The sequence below is a fragment of the Ruficoccus sp. ZRK36 genome (assembly GCF_019603315.1).
Taxonomy (GTDB): Bacteria; Verrucomicrobiota; Verrucomicrobiia; order Opitutales; family Cerasicoccaceae; genus Ruficoccus.
On record NZ_CP080649.1, the window covers coordinates 2,870,715 to 2,895,071 of the forward strand.

Here is a 24,357-nt window from a genome sequence, read left to right on the forward strand (position 1 = left end):
CTTTTCTTACCAGTCCTTACGTTTGCCTTCTTCATCCACATTGTACTGCTGGGGTACGTAGAGTGAAGGCAGTTTCTTGTCGTCCTTTTTCAAGGCGTCCAGCAGGCGGCGGGCTTCCTCACGGGTCATGACACCGGGCACAAGGCGAACGTCCTGTGCCTGCTCGCCGTCCTTTCCGGCAGCGGCGGCGGCTGCCTTATCGTCACCTTCCTGTCCGGGCTGGGCTGCCTGCTCCTGTGTCATCTGCTTGGAAAGTTCCTTTAGCTGGTCCTCGCTCAAGCCCTGCTCGCCGGGGCCACCCGACTGCTCCTGCTGAGAGGAGCCAGACTGATCCTGAGTGCCCTGTGAGGGCTGCGGCTGCTGCCCTGGCTGCTCACCCTTATCCTGTTGGTTCTGCTCTTCCTGGCCGGGCTGCTGTTGATCTTCACCAGAAGTCTTATCGTCCTGTTTGTCCGAATCCTGCTGGTCGGGCTGCTCCTGATCACCGGACTGGTTCTGGTCTTTGCCATCAGAGCTGTTTTGGTCTTGCTGCTCGTTCTGTTGACCAGACTTTTGGCTGTCTTTGCCCTGCCGGTTTTGGGAGCTATCTTCACCCTGTTTGCCCTGATCTTGTTGATCCTGATTTTGCTGGCTGGAGTCAGAAGACGATGAGGAGTCGCTTTGGTTCTGCTGTTGATCCTGCTGGTCCTGGTTTTCCTGATCCTGTGAGTCCTGCTGATCGTTTTGCTGCTGGTTCTGATCCTGATTTTGTTGATCCTGATTCTGGTCCTGTTGGTTTTGCTGTTCTTCGAGCAGCTCCTTGAGCTCCTCGATCAGCATGGTCAGTACCTCTACGTTTTCGGCCTGCTGCTTGGCAGCATTCATTAAAGATTCAACGTCCGAGCGCTGTTGCTCGAGCTTACGCGTAACCACCTGCGCATTGTGGGCGGCGTCCTTACTGCCGGGGACCAGCTCAAGTGAGCTTTGGTAGGCGTCGGCAGCTTCTTGCCAGAAGCCCGTGCTGCTCTCACCAGCGGTGGCGGCAGTTTCGCTTTGTTCCTTAACGTCGGTGGCGGCCTGCTTTGCCTGCTCGGCCATCTGGATCGCTTGCTGGATCTCCTGCTGTGGGACCAGGTTCTGCTGGGCCTGAGGGTTGCGAAGGGCAGCAGGTGTGCGGTTCGGCTCGGCACGCTTGAGGATGTCATTGCCCGTTTGCAGGGCCTGGCTGACTTGCCCCTGGGCAGCATCATTGGCCTGCGAAATCTCCTGCGCGGGCGGTGTTTCGGCCAGAGCTGCTTTACCCAGCTGGTAATTCACGTTACCGAGGTTGTAAAAGGCATCAGCCTGCAATTCAAAATCCAGGGCGGAAAGCGCCTGGTTGTAGGCCTGACGGGCGGCTTCGTATTGCTGCTGGGCGTACAGACTGTTGCCGAGATTGTAGCTCGCTTCGGCATCAGCCGGATTTGTACTCAGTTGCTGGGCGTAGCCTTGAGCAGCCGCTGCGTAGTCGCCGGATCGATACAGCTTAGAGGGATCGATACGCTTGGCCGGAGCGGCAGGCTCGGGGTTCTGTGGGGCAGGGGTCTCCTGCGCATCGTCGGACTGCGGTGTAAGCGGTTCTTCGCTCGCAGGGAGGGGCAGTTCTTGGTTTGACGGTGCGCTTTGCGCATTTGCGGGCTGGGGCAAAGTAACCGCAGGCAGAGCCACAAAAAGTCCAGTCAACACTGCTGCAGTAGCGGAAGACTTTCCGAGGCGCTTGCGCAGGAAAAGGCGACGTGTGCCCACCAGCGGCTCCCACGCGAGCAGGAATATCGCCAGGCCCAGCGGCCACTGGAAGCGCTCAAGCGAAACCTTTGTACGGCGAACGCCGAGATCTTGCTCGGGGACGGACTTGAGGCCGGATTCGTAAACCTGCTCCAGCCCGTAGCCGGATACGCCCAGCGGCACATAAAAACCGCCCGTGGCCTCGGCAATGTCTTTGAGGGTCTCCGCGTCGAGGCGGGTGGTGATGGGCTGGCCATCGCTGTCCCGCAGGTACTCGATGCGGCCGCTCGACGTCGCTACCGGGATTAGCTCACCCTCAGAGGTGCCAACGCCGACGGTGTAAATCGTCATCCCGCGATCAGCCAGCATCCGCGCCTGATCGATGCCGCTCTGCTCCAGGTCTTCGCCATCGGTGATGAGGATGACGATCTTGTGGTTGTTGTCTTTATCAAATGCGTTTTCGGCCTCTATCAAGGCGCGTGCGATGTCAGTCCCACCGTGGGAAATTACGCTCGTATCAACGGCCTCCAGTGACATTTCAAAGGCATCATAATCCAGCGTCAGCGGACACTGAAGGAAGGCGTTACCGGCAAAGGCGACCAGGCCAACACGGTCGCCGGGGACCTTGTCAACGAAGTCGAGGATGGCGAGCTTGGCACGCTCCAGACGGTTGGGGCGGATGTCCTCGGCGAGCATACTGCGCGAGGAGTCCAGGACGAAGAGCACGTCGATCCCACGCGCAGGCATCTCCCGCCAGGAGTAGCCGTACTGCGGGCGGGCCAGAGCCACGAGCAGCAGCGCGATCCCGGCGGCGATCAAGAGTTGCTTGAAGCGGCGGCGTGCGGGGCTGTATGAGCGCAGCAGGTCGGCCACGAGCCGGTCTGCCGCAAATTTGCCCAGTTGCCGTTTGCGAGCACGGGCGGCCAGATGAAACACGCCCCAGAGCACGAGCAGCGCGACGGGGATGACATAGAGCCAGACTGGAGAGTGAAAGGTCACGGGATGCGTTTAAAGCGGGTGTTGGCCAGGAGCTGCTCAAGCCCGATGAGCCCCAGTGCGAGAAGCGTTGGCCAGATGAACAACTCGTCGTAGGTCGAGTAGTGCTTGAGCTTGATCTTGGTCGTTTCGAGCTGGTCGATTTCGTCGTAAATACTTGCCAGTTCCTCGCGGTTGGTGGCGTGGTAGAACTTCCCGCCGGTCACATCAGCGACCTCCTGCAGGGTCTTGTCATCGACACGACTGGGGACCATGTCGTAAACGATCCGTCCGGCGCGGTCGCGCAGGTAATCACCACGGGCGTTAACGCGCGGCATCGGCACGTTACCGCCAGAACCGGCGGCAATGGTGTAAAACTTGATCCCGAATGCCTTGGCAGCCTCGGCGGCAGCCACCGGCGGGATTTTGTTCACGGTGTCTTCACCATCGGTGAGCAGGATCACGATCCGGCTTTTCGCGGGCAGGTCGCGCAGGCGGTTGCTCGCCATGCCAATGGCCGGGCCGATCGCTGTAGCGGTTTCGTCGATACGTCCGATTTTCAGATTGTCGACGAGCTTGAGCAGCCAGTCGTGGTTGAGGGTCAGCGGGCTGACGAGAAAGGGTTCCTTCGCGAAGGCGATCATGCCGATGCGGTCGTTAGGGCGCTGCTCAATGAAGTGCGAGACGGTGCGCTTCACGATGTCGAGGCGGTTCGCCAGATCGTCGCGGGTGGCAAAGTCCAGAGCGCGCATCGAGCCGGATACGTCCACCGCCAGCAGGATGTCGATGCCACTGGTTTCTACCTCGGAGTGGCCTCTTCCCAATTGGGGGCGGGCGAGGGCAACGATCAGCGCGGCCAGCGCCATCAACCGCAGGAAAAACAGAAATGCTCCGGCTCGTGTGCGGGTTTTTCCGCTGACGCGCTTCGCCAGCGCCACACTCGAAAAGACCATGGCTGCGTTTCTCCCGGCCCGCCCACGCAGCACAATCAGCACGGGCAGCAGTGCCAGTAGCCACAGCAGCGCAGGGTTATGGAATTCGAGGGAAGTGGTCATCGCTTGCGGGGAATCACCGGAGGTGTCGCGGCGGTCTTTTCGACCGAGGAGGGGCGGGGTGCGTTAAGCTTACGCATTTCGCCCTCGACCTCATCGCGTTCGTCTATGGGAGCACTTTGTTGCCGCTGTGCAGTAGCCTTCTGATTGTCGGCCTCTTCGATAAAATGAGTCGCAGTGCCGAGCAGGCGTTCGCGCTCGTCGGGACCAAAGGCGTGGCGCGCGAACTTGGCCAGGTCGCAAAGCTGGAGAAACTCGCCCAGCGAGCTCAAGGCCTCCGCTGAAAGCCGGGGGTTGCTCCGGGCTGACTCAAGGAACTCCTCCGTCGTCTGCTCGGGGGCACGCATCCCGAGGGCCTGCTCCAGATAGCCGCGCAGGGCGTCCGAGACGGCGAAGGAGAAGCGCTTGTCGGCGTCGGGTTGAGTGTCTTCGAGGATAGCACGGGCCTCGGTCAGCCGCCGGAGGGCAACCTCACGCGGGCTAAGCGCGTGTGGGCGGTTCAGGCGCTTGACCAGCAGGCGTATTATAAAAGCCAATACGACAATACCGACAACGATGGCCGGAACGAGCCAGGGCCAGTTCGCCTCCCAGAAGGTGTCTCCGGCCAGCCCGCGGATGCCCATGATCTCATCGTCCTGCGCATGCAGTACGTCAGGCGCGGCGGCAAGCAGCGTGGCTGTGGTGAAAAAGTGGATACGCGTAAACTTCATCGACGCTTACTCCGGGAGGAAAAATACTGGCGCAGCCGGGTGATGTAGGGCTCGGTCGTGCTGACGGGGATGACGCCGACGCCGGACTGGCGCAGGCCGCGCTCCAGTTGGTCAACACGGCGCTGGTTCTCACGCTTGTAGAGGGTACGCAGCTGGGCGCTGGAGGTGTCCACCTCGATGACTTGCCCGGTCTCAGCATCCTCCAGGGTGGCGATGCCAATATCCGGCAGCTCGGCCTCACGCGGATCGGCCATGACAATGGCTGTGAGGTCGTGGCGCTTATTGCTCAGGGTGAGAGTGCGAAAGACCGCGTCACCGTGGCGGTCATTGGGATCGGGGAGGCGGCCATCCGGCCCCTGCAGGAAGTCCGTCACCAGAAACGCCACCGCCTTACGCTTGAGCAACCGGTTCATGGTATCGAGCGCGTTGACGATGTCCGTGCCGGTGCGCTGCGGCTCAAAGTAAAGAATCTCGCGGATGACGCGTAGCACGTGTTGGCGTCCCTTTTTCGGGAGGATCACCTTTTCGACCTGATCGGTGAACAGGATGAGGCCGACCTTGTCGTTATTACGCACCGCGGAAAAAGCCAGCACGCTGGCGATCTCGGCGGCTCGCTCGCGCTTGGACTCCTCGGCTGACCCGAAGGAGCCGGAGGCAGAGAGGTCCACCAGGAGCATCAGGGTCAGCTCGCGCTCTTCACGGAATTTCTTGATGAACGGCCGGTCCATCTTCGCGGTGACGTTCCAGTCGATGGCGCGTACGTCGTCACCGGGCGCGTACTCGCGGACCTCCTCGAAGTCCATGCCCTGGCCCTTGAAAATGCTGTGGTAGGCCCCGGCAAGCGCATCCGTCACGAGCCGGTTGGTGCGGATCTCCACCTGCCGGACTTTTTTGAGGATTTCGCGGGTTTTATCTGTGGGCTGCATGGGTGCTCAATAACGGATAAAGGAGCCGTGCCGCGGGTCTGCGATTCAGCGCCTCATGATCAAGCAAATGACGGGATCAGGGAACGGGGACGGTCTCGAAGATCTTCGCGACGATGTCCTCGCTGGTCATGTCCTCGGCCTCGGCTTCGTAGGTCGGGATGACGCGGTGGCGCAGCACATCCATGCCGACGCTTTTCACATCCTGCGGTGTGATGTAGCCACGCCCTTGCAGGAAGGCCCAGGCCTTGGCCGCGAGGGTGAGAGCGATGGTGGCGCGGGGACTGCCCCCGAACTGCACAAAGTGGTCCATCTGGAGCCCGTAGCTGCTGGGCTTACGCGTGGCGAAGACAATATCGACGATGTAGTCCTTGACCTTGTCGTCCACGTAGATGCCGTCCACGACCTCACGGGCGGCCAGGATGTTTGCCGGGTTGATGACGGCGTTTACCTCCATCTTGGGGGCGGTTGAGGCCATACGCTCAAGGATGCCGCGCTCTTCATCGCGGGTCGGGTAGCCGATCTTCAGCTTGAGCATGAAGCGGTCCACCTGTGCCTCGGGCAGCGGGTAGGTGCCCTCCTGGTCGATCGGGTTTTCCGTAGCCAGCACGAGGAAGGGCTTGGGGAGGTCAAAGGTTTCGTCGCCGAGCGTGACTTGACGCTCCTGCATCGCCTCCAGCAGTGCGGACTGCACCTTGGCGGGCGCGCGGTTGATTTCGTCCGCCAGCACGAGGTTGGCGAAGACCGGGCCCTTGCGGGTGTAGAACTGCGCGGTCTGCGGATTATAAATGAGCGTACCGATGATGTCGGCCGGGAGCAGGTCCGGCGTAAACTGCAGCCTGGAGAACTCCGCATCGATGGCGCTGGCCAGTGTACGCACCGAGAGGGTCTTGGCGAGGCCGGGGACGCCCTCCAGCAGGACGTGACCGTTCGCTAATAGACCGACCAGCAGGCGCTCGACCAGGTAGTCCTGACCGATGATGACTTTACTGATTTCCTGGCGAAGGACGGGCACCCAGGCCGCCGCTTCCTTCACCTTTTCGTTCATTTCCGGGAGTGTCGCAGTCATGATTGAATAGCGGTATGTCCGATAGGGCTAAAAGACCGATAAATACTGGTAAAGTTTCCTTTTTTCAGAGGAAAATTACCCGTGCGGCCAGGCCGAATCTAGTGAGAGAGGGGGTGTATGCGAATTATTCCCACCAATCACACATCGAAGTACATCGAGTACTCGTGCGGATGGGGGCGCAGGCGGATCTCGTCGTACTCGGCGCTCTTGAGCTTGATGTAGTTCTTGATGAAGTCCTCGGTGAAGACTTCGCCCTTGAGCAGAAACTCCTGGTCAGCCTTCAGGGCCTCCAGCGAGCCACGCAGGCTGTCCGGCACATAGCTGAGCTTGGCGGCTTCCTCAGGGGGCAGGTCGTAGAGGTTCTTGTCCACCGGCGAGCCGGGGTCGATTTTGTTCTCGATCCCATCAAGGCCGGCCATGAGCAGCGCGGCAAAGGCCAGGTAAGGGTTGGCCGAGGGGTCGGGGCAGCGGAACTCCACGCGAATGGCCTTCGGGCTGGTGCTGTACATCGGGATGCGGCAGATGGCCGAGCGATTACGGGCCGAGTAGGCGAGGGTGACCGGAGCTTCATAGCCGGGCACGAGGCGCTTGTAGGAGTTGTTCGTCGGATTACAGAAGGCGCACAGGGCAGGAGCGTGCTTGAGCAGGCCGCCGATGTACCATAGGCCCATCTGCGAGAGATTGGCGTAGCCGTCGCCCGCCATGAGGGGCTTGCCCTTTTTCCAGAGCGACTGGTGGGTGTGCATGCCTGAGCCGTTGTCTCCGAAGAGCGGCTTGGGCATAAAGGTGGCGGTCTTGCCGGCGCGGTGGGCGACGTTCTTGACCACGTACTTATAGATGCCCATCTGGTCGGCCATCTTCAGCAGCGTGTCAAAGCGCAGGTCGATCTCGCATTGGCCGCCGGTGGCGACCTCGTGGTGCTGGGCCTCGACGTTCAGGCCGAGCTCCTGCATAGTGAGGACCATCTCGTTGCGCAGGTCCATATGGCGATCCGCAGGCGGGACGGGCAGGTAGCCCTCCTTGTGGCGGATCTTATAAGCCTGGTTGGGGAACTCCTCACGCCCGGTATTCCAGATGCCCTCGACAGAATCGACCGCGTAGAAGGATTCGTTAGAGGCGCTGCTGTAGCGGACATCCTCGAAGATGAAGAACTCCGCCTCGGGGCCAAAATAGGCGGCATCGGCGAGGCCGGAGGCCTTGAGGTACTCTTCGGCTTTTTTTGCGATCCCACGGGGGGAGCGGCTGTACGGCTCGCGAGTGATCGGGTCCTCGATGTCGCAGATGAGGCTGAGCGTGGGCACCTCGATAAAGGGATCGATAAAGGCGGTGTCGGCGTCGGGCATGACAAGCATGTCGGAGGCCTCGATGCCCTGCCAGCCGCGAATGGAGGAGCCGTCGAAGCCGAGGCCGTCCTCGAAGAGCTCTTCGTTCAGCTCGGTAACGGGCACAGAGAAATGCTGCCAGCTGCCGTGTATGTCGCAAAATTTAAGATCGATGATCTTGACGTCCTTGGCTTTGGCCAGGGCGAGAACTTCCTTCGGAGTCATGGTCGCGATGGGTTAAGGTTCAGCGGCAATTTATGTTTGCCGGGTACTGATAATTCCCGTTACTGGAAGCACTTTACAAGCCTTTTCACTCTCTCTCGTCCTATGCCGCGCGCCAAGAAAAAGAAAAGCTCCCTGCAATTCCGTGTCTTCATCGTGGGAGAGTTGACCATTTCCAACCTGCTGGATTGGTTTATCACACTCTTATTGGGGGGCATCCTGTGCTTTAACATTGTACAGTTAGGTGGTGTGCGTGCGGAGCCCCAGCTGATGACGGCCTGGATGATCGGTGTTCTGCTGGTTCTGCACGGGCTATGGTTCGCACTTAGCCCACCGGCAGAGGGCTACGGTATCCAGAAAAACGGCCTGTTACTGGTCCCGTTTTTTGCCTACGCATTTCTGCACTGGCTCGTTCTTTCCCCTGTTGGCTGGGAAGCGCGTGGCGACTTCATCATCTTCCTGGAGGCATTCATCCTGTTCTGGATTGCCGTGCATAACATGCGTAAACGTCAGCACGTCTGGCTCTTGTTCGCTATCGTGTGTTTCTGCGCGACGTTTACGATCCTGCCCGCCTTTAACCAGACGATGCGGCGGCCAGAGTGGGGGCCTCCGGTTCTCAATCCGATGGATGGCGCACGCTATACGGTTGGCATGGACCCCGTGTTTTATGGGCGTGCCGCAGGAACGATGGGGGCTCCAACCGCCTTTGCTGGCCTCATGCTGTTGATCCTCGGGCCGCTCCTGGTGGGGGCGTTCTGCCGTCGCCTGTCGCCCCCCGTCCGCGTGCTGTGCTTTTTCTTCAGCCTGATGGCTATGTTTGCGATCACGCTGACGCAGAGCCTGACCTCCATGCTCGCGATGACGGGGTGTTTGTTAATGGCTCCGTTTTTACTGGCGACCCGCCCCAAGTGGAAAATGTACGCATTTTTGGGTGCGATTCTCGCCCCTCTTGCCGGCTTCACTTATCTGTATTTTGCCAAGCCGGAGTTTAATGCGTATCTGATGGGGATCCTGCAGGGTGATTTCTTCGACGCTCGACCGGCTCTGTGGGGAGCAGCGCTGCATAATTTCCTGGCCCATCCGATTTTCGGGCAAGGCATGAGCAGCTTTGGGTGGCTCTTTGAGGCCCAGCGCCCTGAAGGCTACAACTTCAACCCAGCCTATGCTCACAGTGCCTACCTGAACTTCCTGGCAGACTTTGGGGTCATCGGTGCGCTGCTGCTGATACCGATCGTTTGGATGATCCTGCAAGCTTCACGTACGCTGGCAGCGCAGCCGAGATACGTGCTACTGGAGCATCCCGGCAAGCGTAAGGTCGTCCCGAACAAGCGGATGTTTCTGACCGCTGTTTTGATGGCTTTCCTGCCCTTTGCCATCCAGCTGCTTTTCGAGTTTAATCTGCGCATCCCGGCCTTGCTGTTTATTGCATCGGTGTACTTGGCGATCATGGTCAAATGCCTGCCCACGTATATCTATACGCTTAAGGCGAACAAGCTGTCGGGGCTGGTCTATATTTCGATCTCGATTGGGCTGACGGTCTTTCTGCTGGGTATATCCAGCCGTTATCTGCTGGCGCAGTCGTACGCCTTCGAAAGCGAGCGTCAACTGGACCTGGCCGCCCAAGCGCTTCAGGAGCGCAAGGGGCTGGACCCCATCGCGATGGAGGACACCCTCTTTTTCTGCCGCGAAGCCGCAGAGCTGGAGCCGAACAACCCAAGAATCCTGACAAATCTCGCGCGCATCATCAATACGCAGCAATTCCTTTATCCATCTCAACATGAAGCTCTGGGTGAGGAAGCGACCGAATTGGCGAAGCAGGCACTCGAGATCAGCCCCGAATACCTGCAGGCATGGCTGGCTCTGGGGACGGCCCGGTGGATGGCGGGCGACTTTGATGGGGCTGGTGAGGCCTACAGGCAGGCGACTGTGGTGGCTCCCAACAATCCAATCGCATGGTACTACCTGGCCGCCTGGCTCAATCTCGATAACGACCGCCGCAAGGAGGCGCTTCAAGCGGTAGAGCGCTCTCTCGAACTCAATCCGGATAACTCTGCGGTGCAAAGCCTCCGGCTGAAAATCCTCATTCCCTAATCTCATGAGAATACCTACGATTTGCCTACTGCTGATGGGTATGCCTATCTGCCATGCGGTGGAGCAGGCGGATGCCCCACGGGAGGAAACAGCTCCCGCGACCAGCTCGCATCCTGAGGCCACGCGGACAAAATCCATGGGGCCGGATGTTAAACTGGCCAACCCTCTGCGCTACCGCCCGCCGCCAGTCCCGCTAAGCAGCCTTCCCCGGGTCACCCCCAATAAGGGAGTCGGCCCAAACGTACGCGTCCTGCACTACCGGGAATCCGAGGACGAGACCTTGACGCCGCCAACATCGGCCAAGTAAGTTTCAGGGAGCAAACCCGCCCCCGCATCCGAGCCTATAACGCTACATGGCATCCTCTCACGCCAGTCACCTAAAGCTCTTTCTCGTCATGGCCCCGGTCGTGTGCCTGTGGCTGGCCCTCAGCGAATGGGAGCCGCTGGAGCCGATCTTTCGCCCGCTGGAAAACCTGGCCATGGACTGGCGTTTTCAGGTGCGCGGAGAGGAACCGGTTCCGGAGGCCAACGTCGTGTATGCCAATGTGGACTCCGCTACGGCTGCGACATGGGGAGAGCGTCCGTATCCCCGCCGTAAATACGCTCAGTTGGCGCGCGTACTGTTCGAGCACGGCAAGGCCAGCGCGGTCGGCTTCGACTTTGTATTTTCTCCGCAGGCGCACTCGGCGATGGTGTCACAGGAGGCCATCGTGGAGAACGACCTCATCCTCGCCCAGCTTGCCGAGCTTTACCCGAATACCGTGTTTGCGGGCTTTTACAGCGGCAGCCTGCTCCCGTTGACAGTCCCTGATCGCAAGAAAGACCGCAGTGTCGTCCTCATTGAGGAGAAGACACGCAGCTTTCCCTATCTGCGGAATGCCTCAGGGCAGGGCAGTGGCGACACCTTCCCGGAGATGCCCAGCTACCCGATCATCGGCGGCCTGGGCATGGGGAATGTGGGCCTGATCGACATGGACCTGCAGCGCAATGCCGGCCCGGTCCAGCGCTGGGTGCCGCTGTTTTCACAGGCACAGGGACCCTATGAAACGCTTAATCTGCTCGACGGATTCTACTCGCATTCGGGTCTGAGCAAGGAGGAATCCAACGATCTGGTTGATGAGCTGGACGGCAAGGTTTTCCTCTTCGACCAAGACTTTAACCAGATCAACACCCTCCCGGCCAAAACGGACCGGACCTTTTACACCATGTCGCTGAAGCTGGCCCTGCTGGAAATGGGCCTCGAAGAGGATGCGGTCATCGTGGAGGGCGAAACGCTCCGGGTGCTCAATGATGAGGGCGAGCCCGTCATCGAAGCTCCGCTAACTGACGAGCAGGTCGTCGAGGTCAACTGGTTCTCACGCTGGGAAAACCGTGAACTCAATCCTGCTGCCAGCGCCAAGGTCATCCTGGAGCAGGCCTACAACCTGGAGAGCGCGACCGGTCCCGATGCCGAGGAGCTGAAGGAGCGGGCCCGCGAGTTCTTTAAGATGTTCAACGGTGCGGTGGTGCTCGTCGGCCCGACTGACGAGGCCATGCAGGACCTCGCCCCGACGCCGTTTGACTCTACGCCGGTCCCTAAGGTCAGCGTCCACGGTAATCTCTACAAAACACTCGTCAGCGGCCTGTACATCGAGCGCCTGCCACGCTGGGCGGATATTGCGCTGCTGTTAGGGCTGACGGCCCTCGTCGCGCTTCCGGGCACCTACACCGGTAAGCATGGCCTGTGGGCAAAGATAGCCGGTCTCGTCGTGCTGGGGCTGTACGTCGTGGCCGTTTTCTGGGCGTTCAGCAGCCTGCAGTTAGTGTTGCCGCTGATTGCCCCCGTGGCCTGTGCGGTCACGACAACAACGGCTGGCGCGGTCTATCGGCTGTTTATCGAGGAACGCCAAAAGGGCCGCATCAAGGGGATGTTTGGCACCTACCTTTCGCCCCAGTTGGTGGACCGCATGGTGGAGTCCGGCGAGGAGCCACAACTGGGGGGCGTCGATGAGACGATCACGGCCTTTTTCAGCGATATTCAGAGCTTCTCCAGTTTCTCCGAGCTGCTTGAGCCACGTAAGCTCGTCGAGCTCATGAACGAGTACCTGACGGCGATGACCGACATCGTCCAGGAGGAGGGCGGCACGCTGGACAAATATATCGGCGATGCCATGGTCGCGATGTTTAACGCGCCCATCCACATCGAGCACCACGCCTGGCAGGCCTGCCGGGCCGCCGCGCGCATCCAGCAGCGCCAGGCAATCCTGCGTGAGCAGTGGGCCGCCGAGGGCGACAAGTGGCCGCCCATCGTCTCGCAGATGCGCACGCGTATCGGCCTGAATACCGGGCATGCCACCGTCGGTAACATGGGCTCGATCACGCGGTTTAACTACACCATGATGGGCGACACGGTGAACCTCGCCGCTCGCTGTGAAAGTGGTGCAAAGTCCGCAGGCGCCTTTACGCTGGTCAGCGAGCAGACCCGTAATGAGGCCCTCGCGGTCAGCGACGCAATATTGTTCCGCTTCATCGATAAGTGGCAGGTCAAGGGGCGCACGCAGCCGGTCTCGATGTACGAGGTGGTTGGCTTCCGCTCCGACCTGAAGCAAGCGGCACTGGACGCCGTCGGCCTGTACGAAGAAGCCCTCCAGCGGTACTTCAGCCGCGACTGGGACGCCGCTGCCGCCGGCTTTGAAAAGGCCTCGCACCTGGAGCTATTCCAGCCGGGGAAGGACCCGGGCGTGTTCCTGAACCCGAGCTTGGCTATGGTGGCACGCTGTGCCCAGATGAAAGACAATCCGCCCCCTGAGGATTGGGACGGTGTCTACATCATGAAAACCAAGTAGGTGGAGTACCTCCGCTGGCATTGATGGGGGGCAGAGCCCCATCAATCGGATCAAACGCCGAGTGTTTGCGGCGGGGCGTGGGGGCGCGTAGCCCCCGCAAAAACAAAATCTCGGGCCTAAGCGGGCATGCCGGCAGGGGCAGTGCTGGGGCCCATTTCCTCGCCTTCGTCCTTGTCGGAGGCAGGCTTCTTTTTGTCCTGCTCGGGGGAAGAAGGTTCGGAGGAGGGGGGCGTGTTCGTGATGACCGGCGAGCGCAGCTCCCCGAACTCGAGAATCTCGTTCACGTGCTTGCCCTCGATCGTCTCGTACTCCAGCAGGGCGTCGGCGACCTTCTGGTGCGCCTCCTTATGCTCCTGGATCATCTGATAGGCGCGGTCGTACTGCTCCTGGATGATACGGCGGATCTCGCGGTCGATCATGCGGGCGGTGTCGTCGCTGTAGTTCTGGCTGCGGGTAATTTCCTTGGCCAAAAAGATATGCTCCTGGTTGTCGCCGAGGGCGACAGGGCCGAGCTCGCTCATGCCCCAGTCACAGACCATGCTGCGGGCGATGTTGGTGGCCTGCTTGATGTCGCTGGCGGCACCGTTGGAATAGTCGCCGGTCTCGATCTCCTCACCGATACGCCCGGCCATAGCCATGCAGATAAGGTTGAGCAGGTCGTGCTTGGAGTAGCCTAAAACTTCCTTCGTCGGGGTGGTCATGGCCATGCCCAGCGCGCGACCACGGGGCAGGATGGTGACCTTGTGCAGTTCGCGCTTTTTGTCCTTCAGGACGGCCTGTACGAGGGCGTGACCGGCCTCATGGTAGGCGGTGGCACGCTTGTCTTCCTCGTCCATGACCTTGCGGCGCTCGCGTCCGAAGGCGATCTTGTCGCGGGCCTCCTCAACGTCGGCCATCTGGACTTCGGATTTGTCATAGCGAGCGGCCACGAGGGCGGCTTCATTTAAAAGGTTGGCCAAGTCGGCACCGGAGAAACCAGCGGTCACGCGGGCCACGCGCACCAGGTCCACATCGACCGACATTTTGATCTTCTTGGCGTGGACCTTGAGGATCTCTTCGCGGCCCTTGAGGTCGGGCAGGTCGATCATGACCTGACGGTCGAAGCGGCCGGGACGCAGCAGGGCGCTGTCGAGCACGTCCGGGCGGTTGGTGGCAGCGATGATGATGACCCCTTCGTGGCCGTCAAAACCGTCCATCTCGACCAGCAGGGAGTTCAGCGTCTGCTCGCGCTCGTCGTTACCGCCGCCCAGACCGGCGCCACGCTGGCGGCCGACGGCGTCGATTTCGTCGATAAAGATCAGGCAGGGGGCATTTTTGCGGCCCTGTTCAAACATGTCACGGACGCGGGCGGCACCCACACCGACAAACATCTCCACAAAGTCCGAGCCACTGATGCTGAAGAAGGGCACATCGGCCTCACCGGCGACGGCCTTGGCCAGCAGGGTCTTACCGGTCCCGGGAGGGCCGACCATCAGGACGCCCTTGGGGACGCGACCACCAATGCGCTGAAACTTCTTCGGATCCTTCAGGAAGTCAACGACTTCGGATACCTCTTCCTTGGCCTCGTCACAACCGGCCACATCGCGGAAGACGACGCGTTCCTTGTCGCGGGTGAGGAGCTTGGCGCGACTTTTTCCAAAGCTCATGGCGCCCTTACCGGCAGCGCGGAGCTGGCGGGTAAACAGAAAGTAAAGCACCCCGATGATAATCAGGAAGGGGAGCAGCCCGACGAGGATGTCCTGCAGCATGGTGCTGGCGGGTTCTTCACGGACCTCGTAGGGATTGTTGGGGGAAATGAGCTGGTTGTAGCGTTCGTCCGTCAGGCGGCCCTGCGCGCTAAAGGGGATCACCGCGGGGATCTTCTCGCTGGTGCTCTTTCCCTCCAGGGCATTCTCAACCTCGTCGAGGAGGGTGGGCTTGGACGACTCAACGGGCTTCGCGGGTGTGCCGGCGGCCTTCTCGTCAGTCTTGGCAGCGTCTGCGCTCTTGGCCAGGGCGGGGTTTTTCATCTCGCCCCAGATCTTGTACCACTGCTCGCCGCCGCTGGGCTCGGCCTTGACGGTCATCGAGTTGATCTCGCCGGACTCGGCCAGCTTAAGCACCTGATTGATCTCAAGAGGCTTCGCGCCGGTCTGATCGCCCGGATACATGTACATGAGCACCAGGATCATACCGATCAGGGCGAGCCAGATCACATAGACTTTGGGCTGAAAGCCCTGTGGCGAAGGCGGCTTCTGCGGAGAGCCGGAGTCGTTATGGGAATTATCACTCATTCAAACAAGCATCCTATAGTTTGCTAATGCGGGGCGTAAGTCAACCGAAGAGCCCATTGTGTAACGGTGTTGATTTTAGCCGCTTCGGCGGGTGCCAGGCCGGGAATCCAGAGAATGTCACCGGTTGGCGAACAGACAACAGGTAGCCGTTTTCGTTCCAAAGCGGGGATTTTCGCATCCGTAAAGACATCCTGAAGCTTGCGGGAGCCCGGTGCCCCCAGCGGGCGGTAGCGGTCGCCATCTCGCCACTGGCGGACGAGAACCGGCAACGCCGCAGCCTCCATACTTAAATAGACGCAGCGCGCAGGGCTAATATTCCCGGCTAAAATTTCCTGCCGAGCGGCGGTATCCAGCTCCACCCGCTCCGCGCGCAACGCCTGACCCGTCGGCAGCCAAAGCGTAGCACCCGGATGCAAAAGGACAGAGGGCCATGCGGTGGCCGGAGTCGCGGAGGGGGCCTTGTCGAGCTTCAAGTCGTTGTTGTTAAATACAATGCAAATACCGTCGCCTGCGCTCATCGAGCCCGACTCGCCGCGCAACAGGCGCAACAACAGCTCATCCACTGCGGAGGCGGTGAGGGACTCCAGTAGATTGTTTGCGCCCAGCCATCGCTGGACAGCCCTGCGCCAAAGGGCAGGTGGCTTTCCTTGCAAGGCTTTGACTGATAGTGATTTACCGGGAAGTATCTCCAGGCTGAGGCTCTCCAGCCATGCGCTGAGGGCCTCGGCATCCTCGGCCAGTAAGCGATGGGAGCGCCGTAGGCCCGCGCGGGCGTTACCAGGTGCGGCTTTCAGCAGCCGGGGAAGGACCTTTTCGCGGACGCGGTTGCGGAAATAATCGGGGGTGGCGTTGCTGGCATCCTCGCGCCAAGGGATATCGTTTTGGGTCAGGGCGTCGAGGATGTCGGCTTTGGGAGTCTCCAGCAGTGGGCGAATCAGCCTCAGCCCATCCGCAAAATGGTAAACCGGCAGCGGTGCGGCTAGCCCCTCGGTGCCGCTGCCCCTTGTCAGACGCATGAGCATCGTCTCGGCGACATCGTCGGCGTGGTGGCCCAGCAGGATCGTTGCGCAGCCGCTTTTACGATAAAACGCGAGCCGCTGCTCACGCAGCCAGGCCTCGGAGGCGTTGACAGGCGGGCTCTCAAGTTTCTGCCCGATAAAGGTCAACCCGAGCTCTGTGGCCAGTTTTTCAACAAATGCAGCATCGGCATCCGACTCGGCCCCGCGCAAGGCGTGGTTGAGGTGCAGCACGCATAGGTCGGAGCCGTATTTCAACCATGCCGCCAACAGCAGAAAAACCGAGTCCGCACCACCTGAGCAACCAACTCCGAGCGGGGTCTTGACAGTTTCCGGCCAAAGCAAACCCGTCCCCGAAGTTCCTTCGGTTAACCGCTCAGCCTTTTGCCGCCAGCTCAACATGCGCCCAGTCTGTGACAGCGTTGACCGCTGGCAACGTTGCTTTCTTTTTTCTTGGGGCTGCGCGCCCCCAGGCCCCGCGGCAGGCACAGCCTGCATTTTCGATCAAGGGCTGTGCTACGCACAAAGCCCTTGATCGTCATTGAGGTCTCTCTGACACAATCCCGGCACTCAGGTGTGCTTTTAGCCGCGATACCTTCGTCCTTAGCAAAGGCATCAGTGATGCGACAGCCCACAGGTCCAGAACTCGTCTTTGTGGCGACCCCGTTTTTAATGCTTTGCTCAGCGATTACTGAAAATGAGCATAGCTCATTTTCAGTAATCGCTGACACGATGCGCAGCATCGAAAGTGCAGGCTGTGCCTGCTGCGGGGTCTGGGCTGCATAAGCCCAGAAAAAACGAACTCTCCCTCTACTTGTCCTTGGGGGCGAGGGTCTCGAAACCGGTCCAGCGTTGGAGGCATTCGGGCACCTTGACCGAGCCGTCTTCCTGCAGGTTGTTTTCCAGCAGGGCGGCGAGGACGCGCGGGACGGCGAGCCCGGAGCCGTTGAGGGTATGGACGATCTCGGCCTTGCCGCCGCCCTTGGGGCGGAAGCGGATACCGGCGCGGCGGGCCTGGAAGTCTGTAAAGTTCGAGCAGCTGGACACTTCGAGCCACCGTTCCTGGCCACCGGCCCACACTTCGAGGTCGTACTGCTTTGCGTGCGGGAAGCCGATGTCCCCGGCGCACATGAGCAGCACGCGGTAGGGCAGGCCGAGCTTTTGCAGGATGACCTCGGCGTTACCGCGCAGGTGCTCCAGCTCTTCAAAGCTCTTGTCCGGGTGGACCCACTTGACGAGCTCGACCTTGTCAAACTGGTGCAGGCGGTTGAGGCCGCGCACGTGCTTGCCCCAGCTACCGGCCTCGCGGCGGAAGCACGGGGTGTAGCCGCAGCGGTAGACGGGCAGCTCGGCCTCGTCAAAGGTCTCGTCGCGGAAGAAATTCGTGACCGGCACCTCGGCGGTGGGGATCATGTAAAAATCCTCGACCGGCATGTGGTACATCTGTCCTTCCTTGTCCGGGAGCTGGCCCGTGGCGGTGGCGCTGGCGGCATTGACCATGAGGGGAGGGAGGACCTCCTCGTAGCCGTTGAGGCGGGCCTCTTCCAGGAAGAAGCTGATCAGCGCGCGCACGAGGCGGGCCATGTCACCGACATAGAAGGGGAAACCGGCACCGGTGGCCTTGACGCCGCGCTCGAAGTCGATCGCCTTCGAGAACCACGGGATGTCCCAGTGCGGCACGGCGCTGGCAGAGACGTCCTTGGGGTCGCCCCAGGTGGCCGCGACGACATTGTCGTCCTCGGTCTTGCCCTCGGGCACGCTGGCGTCGGGCAGGTTCGGGATGGAGAGGAAAAGCGATTTCCACTGAGCCTCGACTTCGTTCGCGGTGGCTTCGAGGGCCTTGACCTCATCGGCCAGCTCTTTCATGGCGGCGAGCTTGGCCTGAAACTCCGGGGACTTCTTGTCCTTGAACTGGCCCACTTCCTTGCTGGCGGCCTTTTGCTCGGCGCGTTTGGTTTCGGCCTTGAGGATGGCGGCGCGGCGCTCCTCATCGAGCTTGAGAATGGCGTCCCACTCGACCGAAAATTTCTTACGGGCGATGGCTTGCTTGAGTCCCTCGGGGTCGTCGCGAAGTAGCTTGATGTCGATCATGGCAAAAATAAAAGCGAGCACACTAGAACAGCCTGCGAGGCGCTGGCAAACCTTTCGGTGGGCATTTGTGGCAGGATGTGCGCGCCGCCTCACGCGCAAGCACGGCTTGACGCCTGCTGCCTGGGCCTTATTACTCTGGGGCATATGGTCGCCGTCAACTCTACCATGCTGCCCCTCGGCACACCCGCTCCGGCCTTTCACCTGCCCGACACGCAGGGTAATGTGGTTTCCCTGGAAGCCTTCGATGGGGCGCGCGCCTACGTGGTTATGTTCATCTGCAACCACTGCCCGTATGTGCGCATGCTGCGTCGCGAGATCGCCCAGCTGGCCTCCGAGTATCAGGACAAGGGCGTGGCACTGGTCGCGATCAACAGCAATGACGTGGAGAACTACCCGGACGACAGCATGGACAACATGCGTGATGAAGTCGCTCAGCAGGGCTACAGCTTCCCGTATTGCCAGGACGAGACGCAGGACGTCGCCAAGGCCTACCGGGCCTCGTGCACACCGGACTTTTACGTCTTCAATCACGAGCGTCTGCTGGTGTACCGCGGCCAGTTTGACGACGCTCGTCCCGGCAACGGCATCAACGTGACCGGCTCGGATCTGCGCGCTGCGCTCGATGCTGTGCTCGACGACGAGGAAATCCCCGACGATGTCCAAAAGCCCTCCATCGGCTGCAATATCAAGTGGAAGCCCGGCCAGGAACCGGACTATTTCCGGAAGTAGAAGCAGACGGGCCAAGCCCGCCAAGGCGCTATCGGTGTGTTTTTAGCCCGGAAGAAAATACGCCTGCGGGTTGTCAGGAGGAGGGGAAGGAATAGAGTTTTGGGGTAAGGCAGCGCGCCCTGCCTTCAATCTCTCCTCACTCAATTCCCCTGGTAACCATGTCCACTCTCTATACCGTCGATACGCGCGAGTTCGCGCGCCCGTTCTCGCCCCGTCTCGACGGGAGCGACCCCGAAGCCAAACGCGAGGAGATCCTCAACTACTTTCACGCCACCTATGATGCCTACGAGGCGCTTTTTGAGACCCTCGCCAGCCCCGAGGCCTACACCACGCGCGCCGATCCGCTGCGCCACCCGTTGATCTTCTACTACGGGCACACGGCGGTCTTTTTTATCAATAAGCTCGTGCTCGGGAAAATCCTCGACCACCGGCTGGACCCGAAGCTGGAGTCGCTCTGCGCGGTCGGGGTGGACGAAATGAGCTGGGACGACCTCAACGAGGCCCACTACGAGTGGCCCGCGCCCGAGGCGGTCAAGGCCTATCGAGATAAAGCCCGCGCCGCCATTGACGGGCTGATCCGCTCGCTGCCGCTCACCTTGCCCATCGGCTGGGACAGTCCCTTCTGGATCATCCTGATGGGCATCGAGCATGAGCGCATCCACCTGGAGACATCCTCGGTGCTCATCCGGCAACTGCCGCTGGACCTCGTCCAAAAACACCCGGCCTGGGAGCCCGCACGACTCGACACCTCGCCGCCCGCTAACGAGTTGCTACCCGTGCCCGGCGGCACGGTGCATATGGGGAAGTCCCGCCAACAAGGCAAGTTCTACGGCTGGGACAACGAGTACGGCTCACGCGAGGTCGAGGTGGCAGACTTCAAGGTCAGCAAGTATCTCGTCAGCAATGCCGAGTTTCTGGAATTCGTCGAGGACGGTGGCTACTCTAAGCAGGAATACTGGACCGAGGAAGGCTGGAACTGGGTGACCTACGACGGCCATGGGATGCCGCGTTTCTGGCGACACGCCGAGGACGGCGAGTGGCGACTGCGCTGCATGCTGGAGGAGATCGAGATGCCCTGGTCCTGGCCGGTGGAGACGAACTATCTGGAGGCAAAGGCGTTCTGTAACTGGAAGAGCGTCCAGACGGGCCAGCCCATTCGCCTGCCCACCGAGGAGGAGTGGTACGGCCTGCTCGACTACACCGGCACCCCGGATATGGACGGGTGGGGCGACACAGCCCCCGGCAACCTCAACCTGAACGAAGCCGCCTCGTCCGTCCCCGTGGATCGGCATGCCTTCGCACAGGGCTTTTACGATGTCCTGGGGAATGTCTGGCAGCACACCGAAACGCCCATCGCGGGCTTCCCCGGCTTCGAGGTGCACCCGCTCTACGACGACTTTTCGACGCCGACCTTCGACACGCGCCACAACATGATCAAGGGCGGCTCGTGGATATCCACCGGTAATGAGGCTACCCGCGAATCCCGCTACGCCTTTCGGCGGCACTTTTACCAGCACGCCGGTTTCCGCTACGTGGAGTCGGACGCCGAGGTTGTCATCCCTGACGATCGCTACGAGACCGACCCGGATGTGGTCCCGTATTGCGAGCAGCACTACGGCCCCGATGCACTCGGGCTGGAAAACTACCCGGAGAAAATTGCCCAGCTCTGCCTCGACGCGGTGATCGGGCGTTCGCGTGGACGCGCCATGGAGCTCGGCTGCCGAGATGCCCTGGTCCTGGCCGGTGGAGACGAACTATCTGGAGGCAAAGGCGTTCTGTAACTGGAAGAGCGTCCAGACGGGCCAGCCCATTCGCCTGCCCACCGAGGAGGAGTGGTACGGCCTGCTCGACTACACCGGCACCCCGGATATGGACGGGTGGGGCGACACAGCCCCCGGCAACCTCAACCTGAACGAAGCCGCCTCGTCCGTCCCCGTGGATCGGCATGCCTTCGCACAGGGCTTTTACGATGTCCTGGGGAATGTCTGGCAGCACACCGAAACGCCCATCGCGGGCTTCCCCGGCTTCGAGGTGCACCCGCTCTACGACGACTTTTCGACGCCGACCTTCGACACGCGCCACAACATGATCAAGGGCGGCTCGTGGATATCCACCGGTAATGAGGCTACCCGCGAATCCCGCTACGCCTTTCGGCGGCACTTTTACCAGCACGCCGGTTTCCGCTACGTGGAGTCGGACGCCGAGGTTGTCATCCCTGACGATCGCTACGAGACCGACCCGGATGTGGTCCCGTATTGCGAGCAGCACTACGGCCCCGATGCACTCGGGCTGGAAAACTACCCGGAGAAAATTGCCCAGCTCTGCCTCGACGCGGTGATCGGGCGTTCGCGTGGACGCGCCATGGAGCTCGGCTGCAAGGTCGGGCGCACCGCCTTTGAGCTGGCAGCGGAGTTTGATCGCGTGCTCGCGCTCGACCCGACCGCCCGCACGATACGTATCGGTGTGGAGATGACCGACAAGGGCTACACCCAGTGGGAGATCCCCCGCGAGGGCGAGCTGCTGGACTTCCGGCAGGCGAACCTGCAGGACCTCGGGCTGGACGGCTCGCGCGGCAAGGTCGAGTTCATGCAGGCCGACCTCTCAAATATGAAGGACCTGTACCGTGGCTTTGACCTGATCCTCGTCAGCAACCTGTTGGAGCGCTCCTACAACCCGGCCAAGTTCCTCGAAACTGTCCATGAGCGGCTCAACGAAGGCGGACTGCTGGTCATCGCCTGTACAAATGCGTGGAGCGAGCAGTTCACGAAAAAGGAGAACTGGATCGGCGGCTACAAGGACGCCACCGGCGAGAACGTCTCCACCCGTGACGGGTTAGGAGCGCTGCTGAAGAACTTCCGTGAGTTTCGCGAGCCGGTCAACGTGCCGCAGGCGATCCGCCGCAGTGGCCGCACCTGGGACTACGCGATCTCCGAGGTAACCTTCTGGGTGCGTGATCGCACTGGACATTAATTTAGGCTTCGCTCTGGAAGAACCATCGGCGATCCGCAGGATCGCAGGTCAAGGACTTTGTCCATGGACTCAGTTCTGCCTATGACCGGGTGGCGATGACTTCGATTTCGACGAGAGCGTCCTTGGGGAGGCGGGCGACCTGCACGCAGGAGCGGGCGGGCTTGTGCTCACCGAATGCCTCGGCGTAGATAGCGTTGAGCTTACCGAAATCCTCCAGATCCTTCAAATAGACGGTGACCTTGACCACCTGGACAAATGACAAGCCAGCGGCTCCCAGCACGGCACCGAGGTTTGCGAAGACCTGGCGGGCCTGCGTCTCGATGTCTTCACCGACCATCTGGCCATCCTGCCCGAGCGCAATCTGGCCGGAGCTGTAAAACCAGCCATCGCAGGAGATGCCCTGGCTGTAGGGGCCGAGGGCCTTGGGAGCGAGATCGGTGTGAATGCTTTTCATAAGAGAGGATCGTATTTGGATTTAAGGGTGTGAGAAAGTGTCGGCGTAGGTTTTACGCCATAAGCTATGAGCATTGCTCAGTCGTAAAGCGCAACACCTGCTGATCGGTCACGATAGCGTCCATGTGGACGTCGTGGCCCTGATGGGGGATGTGGTCAAAGACCTGCCAGTCGTAGGCGAGGGCGACCTTGGCACCGCCTGTATGGGCGAGAAACCGGTCGTAGTAGCCGCCACCGTGCCCGAGGCGTCGCCCTTCGCGGTCAAAGGCCAGACCGGGCACGAGAATCAGGTCCGGGCAGGGTGGGTCCACCTCCGGGCTCTGGGGCGGGGGCTCCAGGATGCCATACATGCCGGGCTCCAGAGCTTCCCACTCGTAGAGCTGATGCCAGGTCATGGTTCCGCCCTCATGGGAGCGGGGGATGAGAATCCTTTTTGCTCCCAGCGCATCATGCACAAGCTCGTGTGTGATGACCTCATTGCCGAGAGAGAGGTATACGCAGACCGTGCCAGCATCCCGCCACAGTTGCAGCTCATTCAGCCGCTCACAAATCGCCGCACTGCCGTCCCGGACCTGCTGCCAGGACATGGCCCGGCGGCGAGCCCGGACTTCGGCTCGCAAACGTTTTTTATCCGGGTGCTCATTCATAGCGGGTGAATAGGGTTGCTCAGTGGGGGGGAGATCGGCTTTGCTGGCGGCATTCATGACCGAAGACGCGATTAAGTCAAACATCCGCACCATCCGAAATTGGCCCAAGCCCGGCATTAATTTTCGGGACGTTACCACGCTGTTCGAGAACTCGGCCTGCTTCCGTGCGGTCATCGACCGCCTGACAGAGTGGGCACGCACCCGCCAGCTGAATAGCGTGGCCGGGATTGACGCGCGCGGCTTCGTCCTGGCGGGCGCTCTGGCCTATAACCTGGACCTGCCGCTCATCCTCGTGCGCAAGAAGGGCAAGCTCCCCGCTGAGACTCTGAGCGAAAACTATACCCTTGAGTATGGCCAGGCCACGATCGAGGTCCACGACACGGACACCATCCGCGGTCAGCGCGTGCTGGTGGTGGACGACCTTCTCGCCACCGGCGGGACAGCTCTGGCCGCCGTACGTCTGATGCGTCGCCTTGGTGCTGAGCAGGTGGACTTTGCCACCATCATCAACCTCTGCGAATTGCCGGGCCGCCAGCTCCTCGAGAACGCGGGTATCCACACCTTTGCCCTGTGCAGCTTTAACGAAACCGAGTAGGTCATGGACGATAAGAACGGCACTTTTTTCTGGCTCGATCTGGAGATGACCGGGCTCGACCCGCAGTCCGACCGCATCCTCGAAGCGGCCTGGATTCTCACCGACAAGGACTTCAACGAGCTGGCGACCGGTGACACCGCTGTCTATCAGCCGGCCGAGGTCCTCGCCAACATGAACGAGTGGTGCAAGAAAACCCACGGCGAGAGCGGCCTGGTGGATCGCGTCGCCAGTGGAATCGGTGAGGATGAGCTCGACGACAAACTCGCCGAATGCGCCGCGAAATACTTTGGCCCCGACCCGATCCTGCTGGCCGGGAACTCCATCGGCCAGGATCGCAAGTTCGTAGATCGCTACCTGCCGAAGTTCTCCTCAAAGCTGCACTACCGCATGCTTGACGTGAGCAGCTTCAAGGTCGTCTTCCAGACCTGCTACGGAAAAAACTTCGACAAGAAAGGCACCCACCGGGCCCTCGACGACATTCGCGAGTCCATGGGCGAACTGCGCTACTATCTCGGCTTCATGCAGCCCTAAGCCAGGACATAGTCCTGGACCTGTGATCCTCGCGGATCACTTTGGCAGTTTCACCTCTCAACGAAGGGCACCCCTGAAAGGGTGGCGATTACGCTTGGATGAGTTGCTGAGCAATTGTCC

Annotated in this window: 19 protein-coding genes; 8 read left to right on the forward strand and 11 right to left on the reverse strand. The window is 60.8% G+C overall.

Annotated elements, in window-relative coordinates:
* Positions 1 to 6: 6 nt before the first annotated feature.
* The 6 genes from K0V07_RS12575 to glnA all read right to left on the reverse strand — a co-directional run bounded on the left by K0V07_RS12575 (position 7) and on the right by glnA (position 8,019).
* Positions 7 to 2,742, reverse strand: a complete 2,736-nt coding sequence (locus K0V07_RS12575; protein WP_220621739.1) for a VWA domain-containing protein — start codon at positions 2,740 to 2,742, stop codon at positions 7 to 9.
* A complete protein-coding gene (locus K0V07_RS12580; RefSeq protein ID WP_220621740.1) occupies positions 2,739 to 3,773 on the reverse strand; it encodes a VWA domain-containing protein in 1,035 nt (344 codons plus the stop codon). Before K0V07_RS12580 ends, K0V07_RS12575 begins: the two co-directional genes overlap by 4 nt.
* Entirely contained in the window at positions 3,770 to 4,480 is a 711-nt protein-coding gene (locus tag K0V07_RS12585; RefSeq protein WP_220621741.1) for a hypothetical protein, read from the reverse strand. The genes K0V07_RS12580 and K0V07_RS12585 overlap by 4 nt, the downstream gene beginning before the upstream one ends.
* Positions 4,477 to 5,406: a DUF58 domain-containing protein gene (locus K0V07_RS12590; RefSeq protein WP_220621742.1), complete on the reverse strand. Its 930-nt coding sequence runs from the start codon at positions 5,404 to 5,406 to the stop codon at positions 4,477 to 4,479. Before K0V07_RS12590 ends, K0V07_RS12585 begins: the two co-directional genes overlap by 4 nt.
* A gap of 76 nt (positions 5,407 to 5,482) precedes the next feature.
* A complete protein-coding gene (locus tag K0V07_RS12595) occupies positions 5,483 to 6,472 on the reverse strand; it encodes a MoxR family ATPase (RefSeq protein ID WP_255567975.1) in 990 nt (329 codons plus the stop codon).
* Positions 6,473 to 6,609: 137 nt separating this feature from the next.
* The gene (glnA, locus tag K0V07_RS12600) at positions 6,610 to 8,019 is read right to left on the reverse strand and encodes a type I glutamate--ammonia ligase (RefSeq protein ID WP_220621743.1); all 1,410 of its coding nucleotides are present in this window, start codon (positions 8,017 to 8,019) and stop codon (positions 6,610 to 6,612) included.
* A gap of 102 nt (positions 8,020 to 8,121) precedes the next feature.
* Between glnA and K0V07_RS12605 the strand changes: the two genes are divergently transcribed.
* From K0V07_RS12605 to K0V07_RS12615, 3 genes are read left to right on the forward strand one after another with little or no spacing between them, the layout of a single operon-like run.
* A complete protein-coding gene (locus K0V07_RS12605; protein WP_220621744.1) occupies positions 8,122 to 10,107 on the forward strand; it encodes an O-antigen ligase family protein in 1,986 nt (661 codons plus the stop codon).
* Between the two features lie 4 nt (positions 10,108 to 10,111).
* Positions 10,112 to 10,414, forward strand: a complete 303-nt coding sequence (locus K0V07_RS12610) for a hypothetical protein (protein WP_220621745.1) — start codon at positions 10,112 to 10,114, stop codon at positions 10,412 to 10,414.
* Positions 10,415 to 10,460: 46 nt separating this feature from the next.
* A complete protein-coding gene (locus tag K0V07_RS12615; RefSeq protein WP_220621746.1) occupies positions 10,461 to 12,932 on the forward strand; it encodes an adenylate/guanylate cyclase domain-containing protein in 2,472 nt (823 codons plus the stop codon).
* A 116-nt stretch (positions 12,933 to 13,048) separates the two neighbouring features.
* Here the strand turns inward: K0V07_RS12615 and ftsH are convergent, their stop codons facing one another.
* From ftsH to serS, 3 genes are all read right to left on the reverse strand, one after another.
* Positions 13,049 to 15,205, reverse strand: a complete 2,157-nt coding sequence (ftsH, locus tag K0V07_RS12620; protein ID WP_220621747.1) for an ATP-dependent zinc metalloprotease FtsH — start codon at positions 15,203 to 15,205, stop codon at positions 13,049 to 13,051.
* Positions 15,206 to 15,228: 23 nt separating this feature from the next.
* Entirely contained in the window at positions 15,229 to 16,566 is a 1,338-nt protein-coding gene (gene tilS / locus K0V07_RS12625; protein ID WP_220621748.1) for a tRNA lysidine(34) synthetase TilS, read from the reverse strand.
* A gap of 465 nt (positions 16,567 to 17,031) precedes the next feature.
* Entirely contained in the window at positions 17,032 to 18,312 is a 1,281-nt protein-coding gene (gene serS / locus K0V07_RS12630) for a serine--tRNA ligase (RefSeq protein WP_220621749.1), read from the reverse strand.
* Positions 18,313 to 18,456: 144 nt separating this feature from the next.
* Here serS and K0V07_RS12635 point away from each other — a divergent pair, with 144 nt between their 5' ends.
* From K0V07_RS12635 to K0V07_RS12645, 3 genes are all read left to right on the forward strand, one after another.
* The gene (locus K0V07_RS12635) at positions 18,457 to 19,041 is read left to right on the forward strand and encodes a thioredoxin family protein (protein ID WP_220621750.1); all 585 of its coding nucleotides are present in this window, start codon (positions 18,457 to 18,459) and stop codon (positions 19,039 to 19,041) included.
* A gap of 158 nt (positions 19,042 to 19,199) precedes the next feature.
* Positions 19,200 to 20,822, forward strand: coding sequence for a 5-histidylcysteine sulfoxide synthase (ovoA, locus tag K0V07_RS12640; protein ID WP_220621751.1), 1,623 nt, complete (start codon positions 19,200 to 19,202; stop codon positions 20,820 to 20,822).
* Positions 20,767 to 22,011, forward strand: a complete 1,245-nt coding sequence (locus K0V07_RS12645; protein WP_220621752.1) for a putative 4-mercaptohistidine N1-methyltransferase — start codon at positions 20,767 to 20,769, stop codon at positions 22,009 to 22,011. The genes ovoA and K0V07_RS12645 overlap by 56 nt, the downstream gene beginning before the upstream one ends.
* Positions 22,012 to 22,090: 79 nt before the next feature.
* Here K0V07_RS12645 and K0V07_RS12650 read toward each other — a convergent pair whose 3' ends face one another.
* Together K0V07_RS12650 and K0V07_RS12655 are read right to left on the reverse strand one after the other, a co-directional pair.
* Positions 22,091 to 22,465, reverse strand: a complete 375-nt coding sequence (locus tag K0V07_RS12650; protein WP_220621753.1) for a RidA family protein — start codon at positions 22,463 to 22,465, stop codon at positions 22,091 to 22,093.
* 64 nt (positions 22,466 to 22,529) lie between these two features.
* Complete coding sequence (locus tag K0V07_RS12655) at positions 22,530 to 23,111, reverse strand: 5-formyltetrahydrofolate cyclo-ligase (protein WP_220621754.1); 582 nt, start codon at positions 23,109 to 23,111, stop codon at positions 22,530 to 22,532.
* Between the two features lie 55 nt (positions 23,112 to 23,166).
* Between K0V07_RS12655 and K0V07_RS12660 the strand changes: the two genes are divergently transcribed.
* Together K0V07_RS12660 and orn are read left to right on the forward strand one after the other, a co-directional pair.
* Complete coding sequence (locus K0V07_RS12660) at positions 23,167 to 23,706, forward strand: adenine phosphoribosyltransferase (RefSeq protein ID WP_220621755.1); 540 nt, start codon at positions 23,167 to 23,169, stop codon at positions 23,704 to 23,706.
* A gap of 3 nt (positions 23,707 to 23,709) precedes the next feature.
* A complete protein-coding gene (gene orn, locus K0V07_RS12665) occupies positions 23,710 to 24,237 on the forward strand; it encodes an oligoribonuclease (RefSeq protein WP_220621756.1) in 528 nt (175 codons plus the stop codon).
* Positions 24,238 to 24,357 lie beyond the last annotated feature (120 nt).

Bases quoted from the DNA above. Each gene is read 5' to 3' on its own strand.
- K0V07_RS12660 (WP_220621755.1), top strand. From the start codon at position 23,167: ATGACCGAAGACGCGATTAAGTCAAACATCCGCACCATCCGAAATTGG.
- K0V07_RS12635 (WP_220621750.1), top strand. From the start codon at position 18,457: ATGGTCGCCGTCAACTCTACCATGCTGCCCCTCGGCACACCCGCTCCG.
- K0V07_RS12605 (WP_220621744.1), top strand. From the start codon at position 8,122: ATGCCGCGCGCCAAGAAAAAGAAAAGCTCCCTGCAATTCCGTGTCTTC.
- K0V07_RS12585 (WP_220621741.1), bottom strand. From the start codon at position 4,480: ATGAAGTTTACGCGTATCCACTTTTTCACCACAGCCACGCTGCTTGCC.
- K0V07_RS12655 (WP_220621754.1), bottom strand. From the start codon at position 23,111: ATGAATGAGCACCCGGATAAAAAACGTTTGCGAGCCGAAGTCCGGGCT.
- K0V07_RS12615 (WP_220621746.1), top strand. From the start codon at position 10,461: ATGGCATCCTCTCACGCCAGTCACCTAAAGCTCTTTCTCGTCATGGCC.
- K0V07_RS12590 (WP_220621742.1), bottom strand. From the start codon at position 5,406: ATGCAGCCCACAGATAAAACCCGCGAAATCCTCAAAAAAGTCCGGCAG.
- ftsH (WP_220621747.1), bottom strand. From the start codon at position 15,205: ATGAGTGATAATTCCCATAACGACTCCGGCTCTCCGCAGAAGCCGCCT.
- K0V07_RS12610 (WP_220621745.1), top strand. From the start codon at position 10,112: ATGAGAATACCTACGATTTGCCTACTGCTGATGGGTATGCCTATCTGC.
- K0V07_RS12595 (WP_255567975.1), bottom strand. From the start codon at position 6,472: ATGACTGCGACACTCCCGGAAATGAACGAAAAGGTGAAGGAAGCGGCG.
- glnA (WP_220621743.1), bottom strand. From the start codon at position 8,019: ATGACTCCGAAGGAAGTTCTCGCCCTGGCCAAAGCCAAGGACGTCAAG.
- ovoA (WP_220621751.1), top strand. From the start codon at position 19,200: ATGTCCACTCTCTATACCGTCGATACGCGCGAGTTCGCGCGCCCGTTC.
- K0V07_RS12650 (WP_220621753.1), bottom strand. From the start codon at position 22,465: ATGAAAAGCATTCACACCGATCTCGCTCCCAAGGCCCTCGGCCCCTAC.
- orn (WP_220621756.1), top strand. From the start codon at position 23,710: ATGGACGATAAGAACGGCACTTTTTTCTGGCTCGATCTGGAGATGACC.
- serS (WP_220621749.1), bottom strand. From the start codon at position 18,312: ATGATCGACATCAAGCTACTTCGCGACGACCCCGAGGGACTCAAGCAA.
- K0V07_RS12645 (WP_220621752.1), top strand. From the start codon at position 20,767: ATGCCCTGGTCCTGGCCGGTGGAGACGAACTATCTGGAGGCAAAGGCG.
- K0V07_RS12580 (WP_220621740.1), bottom strand. From the start codon at position 3,773: ATGACCACTTCCCTCGAATTCCATAACCCTGCGCTGCTGTGGCTACTG.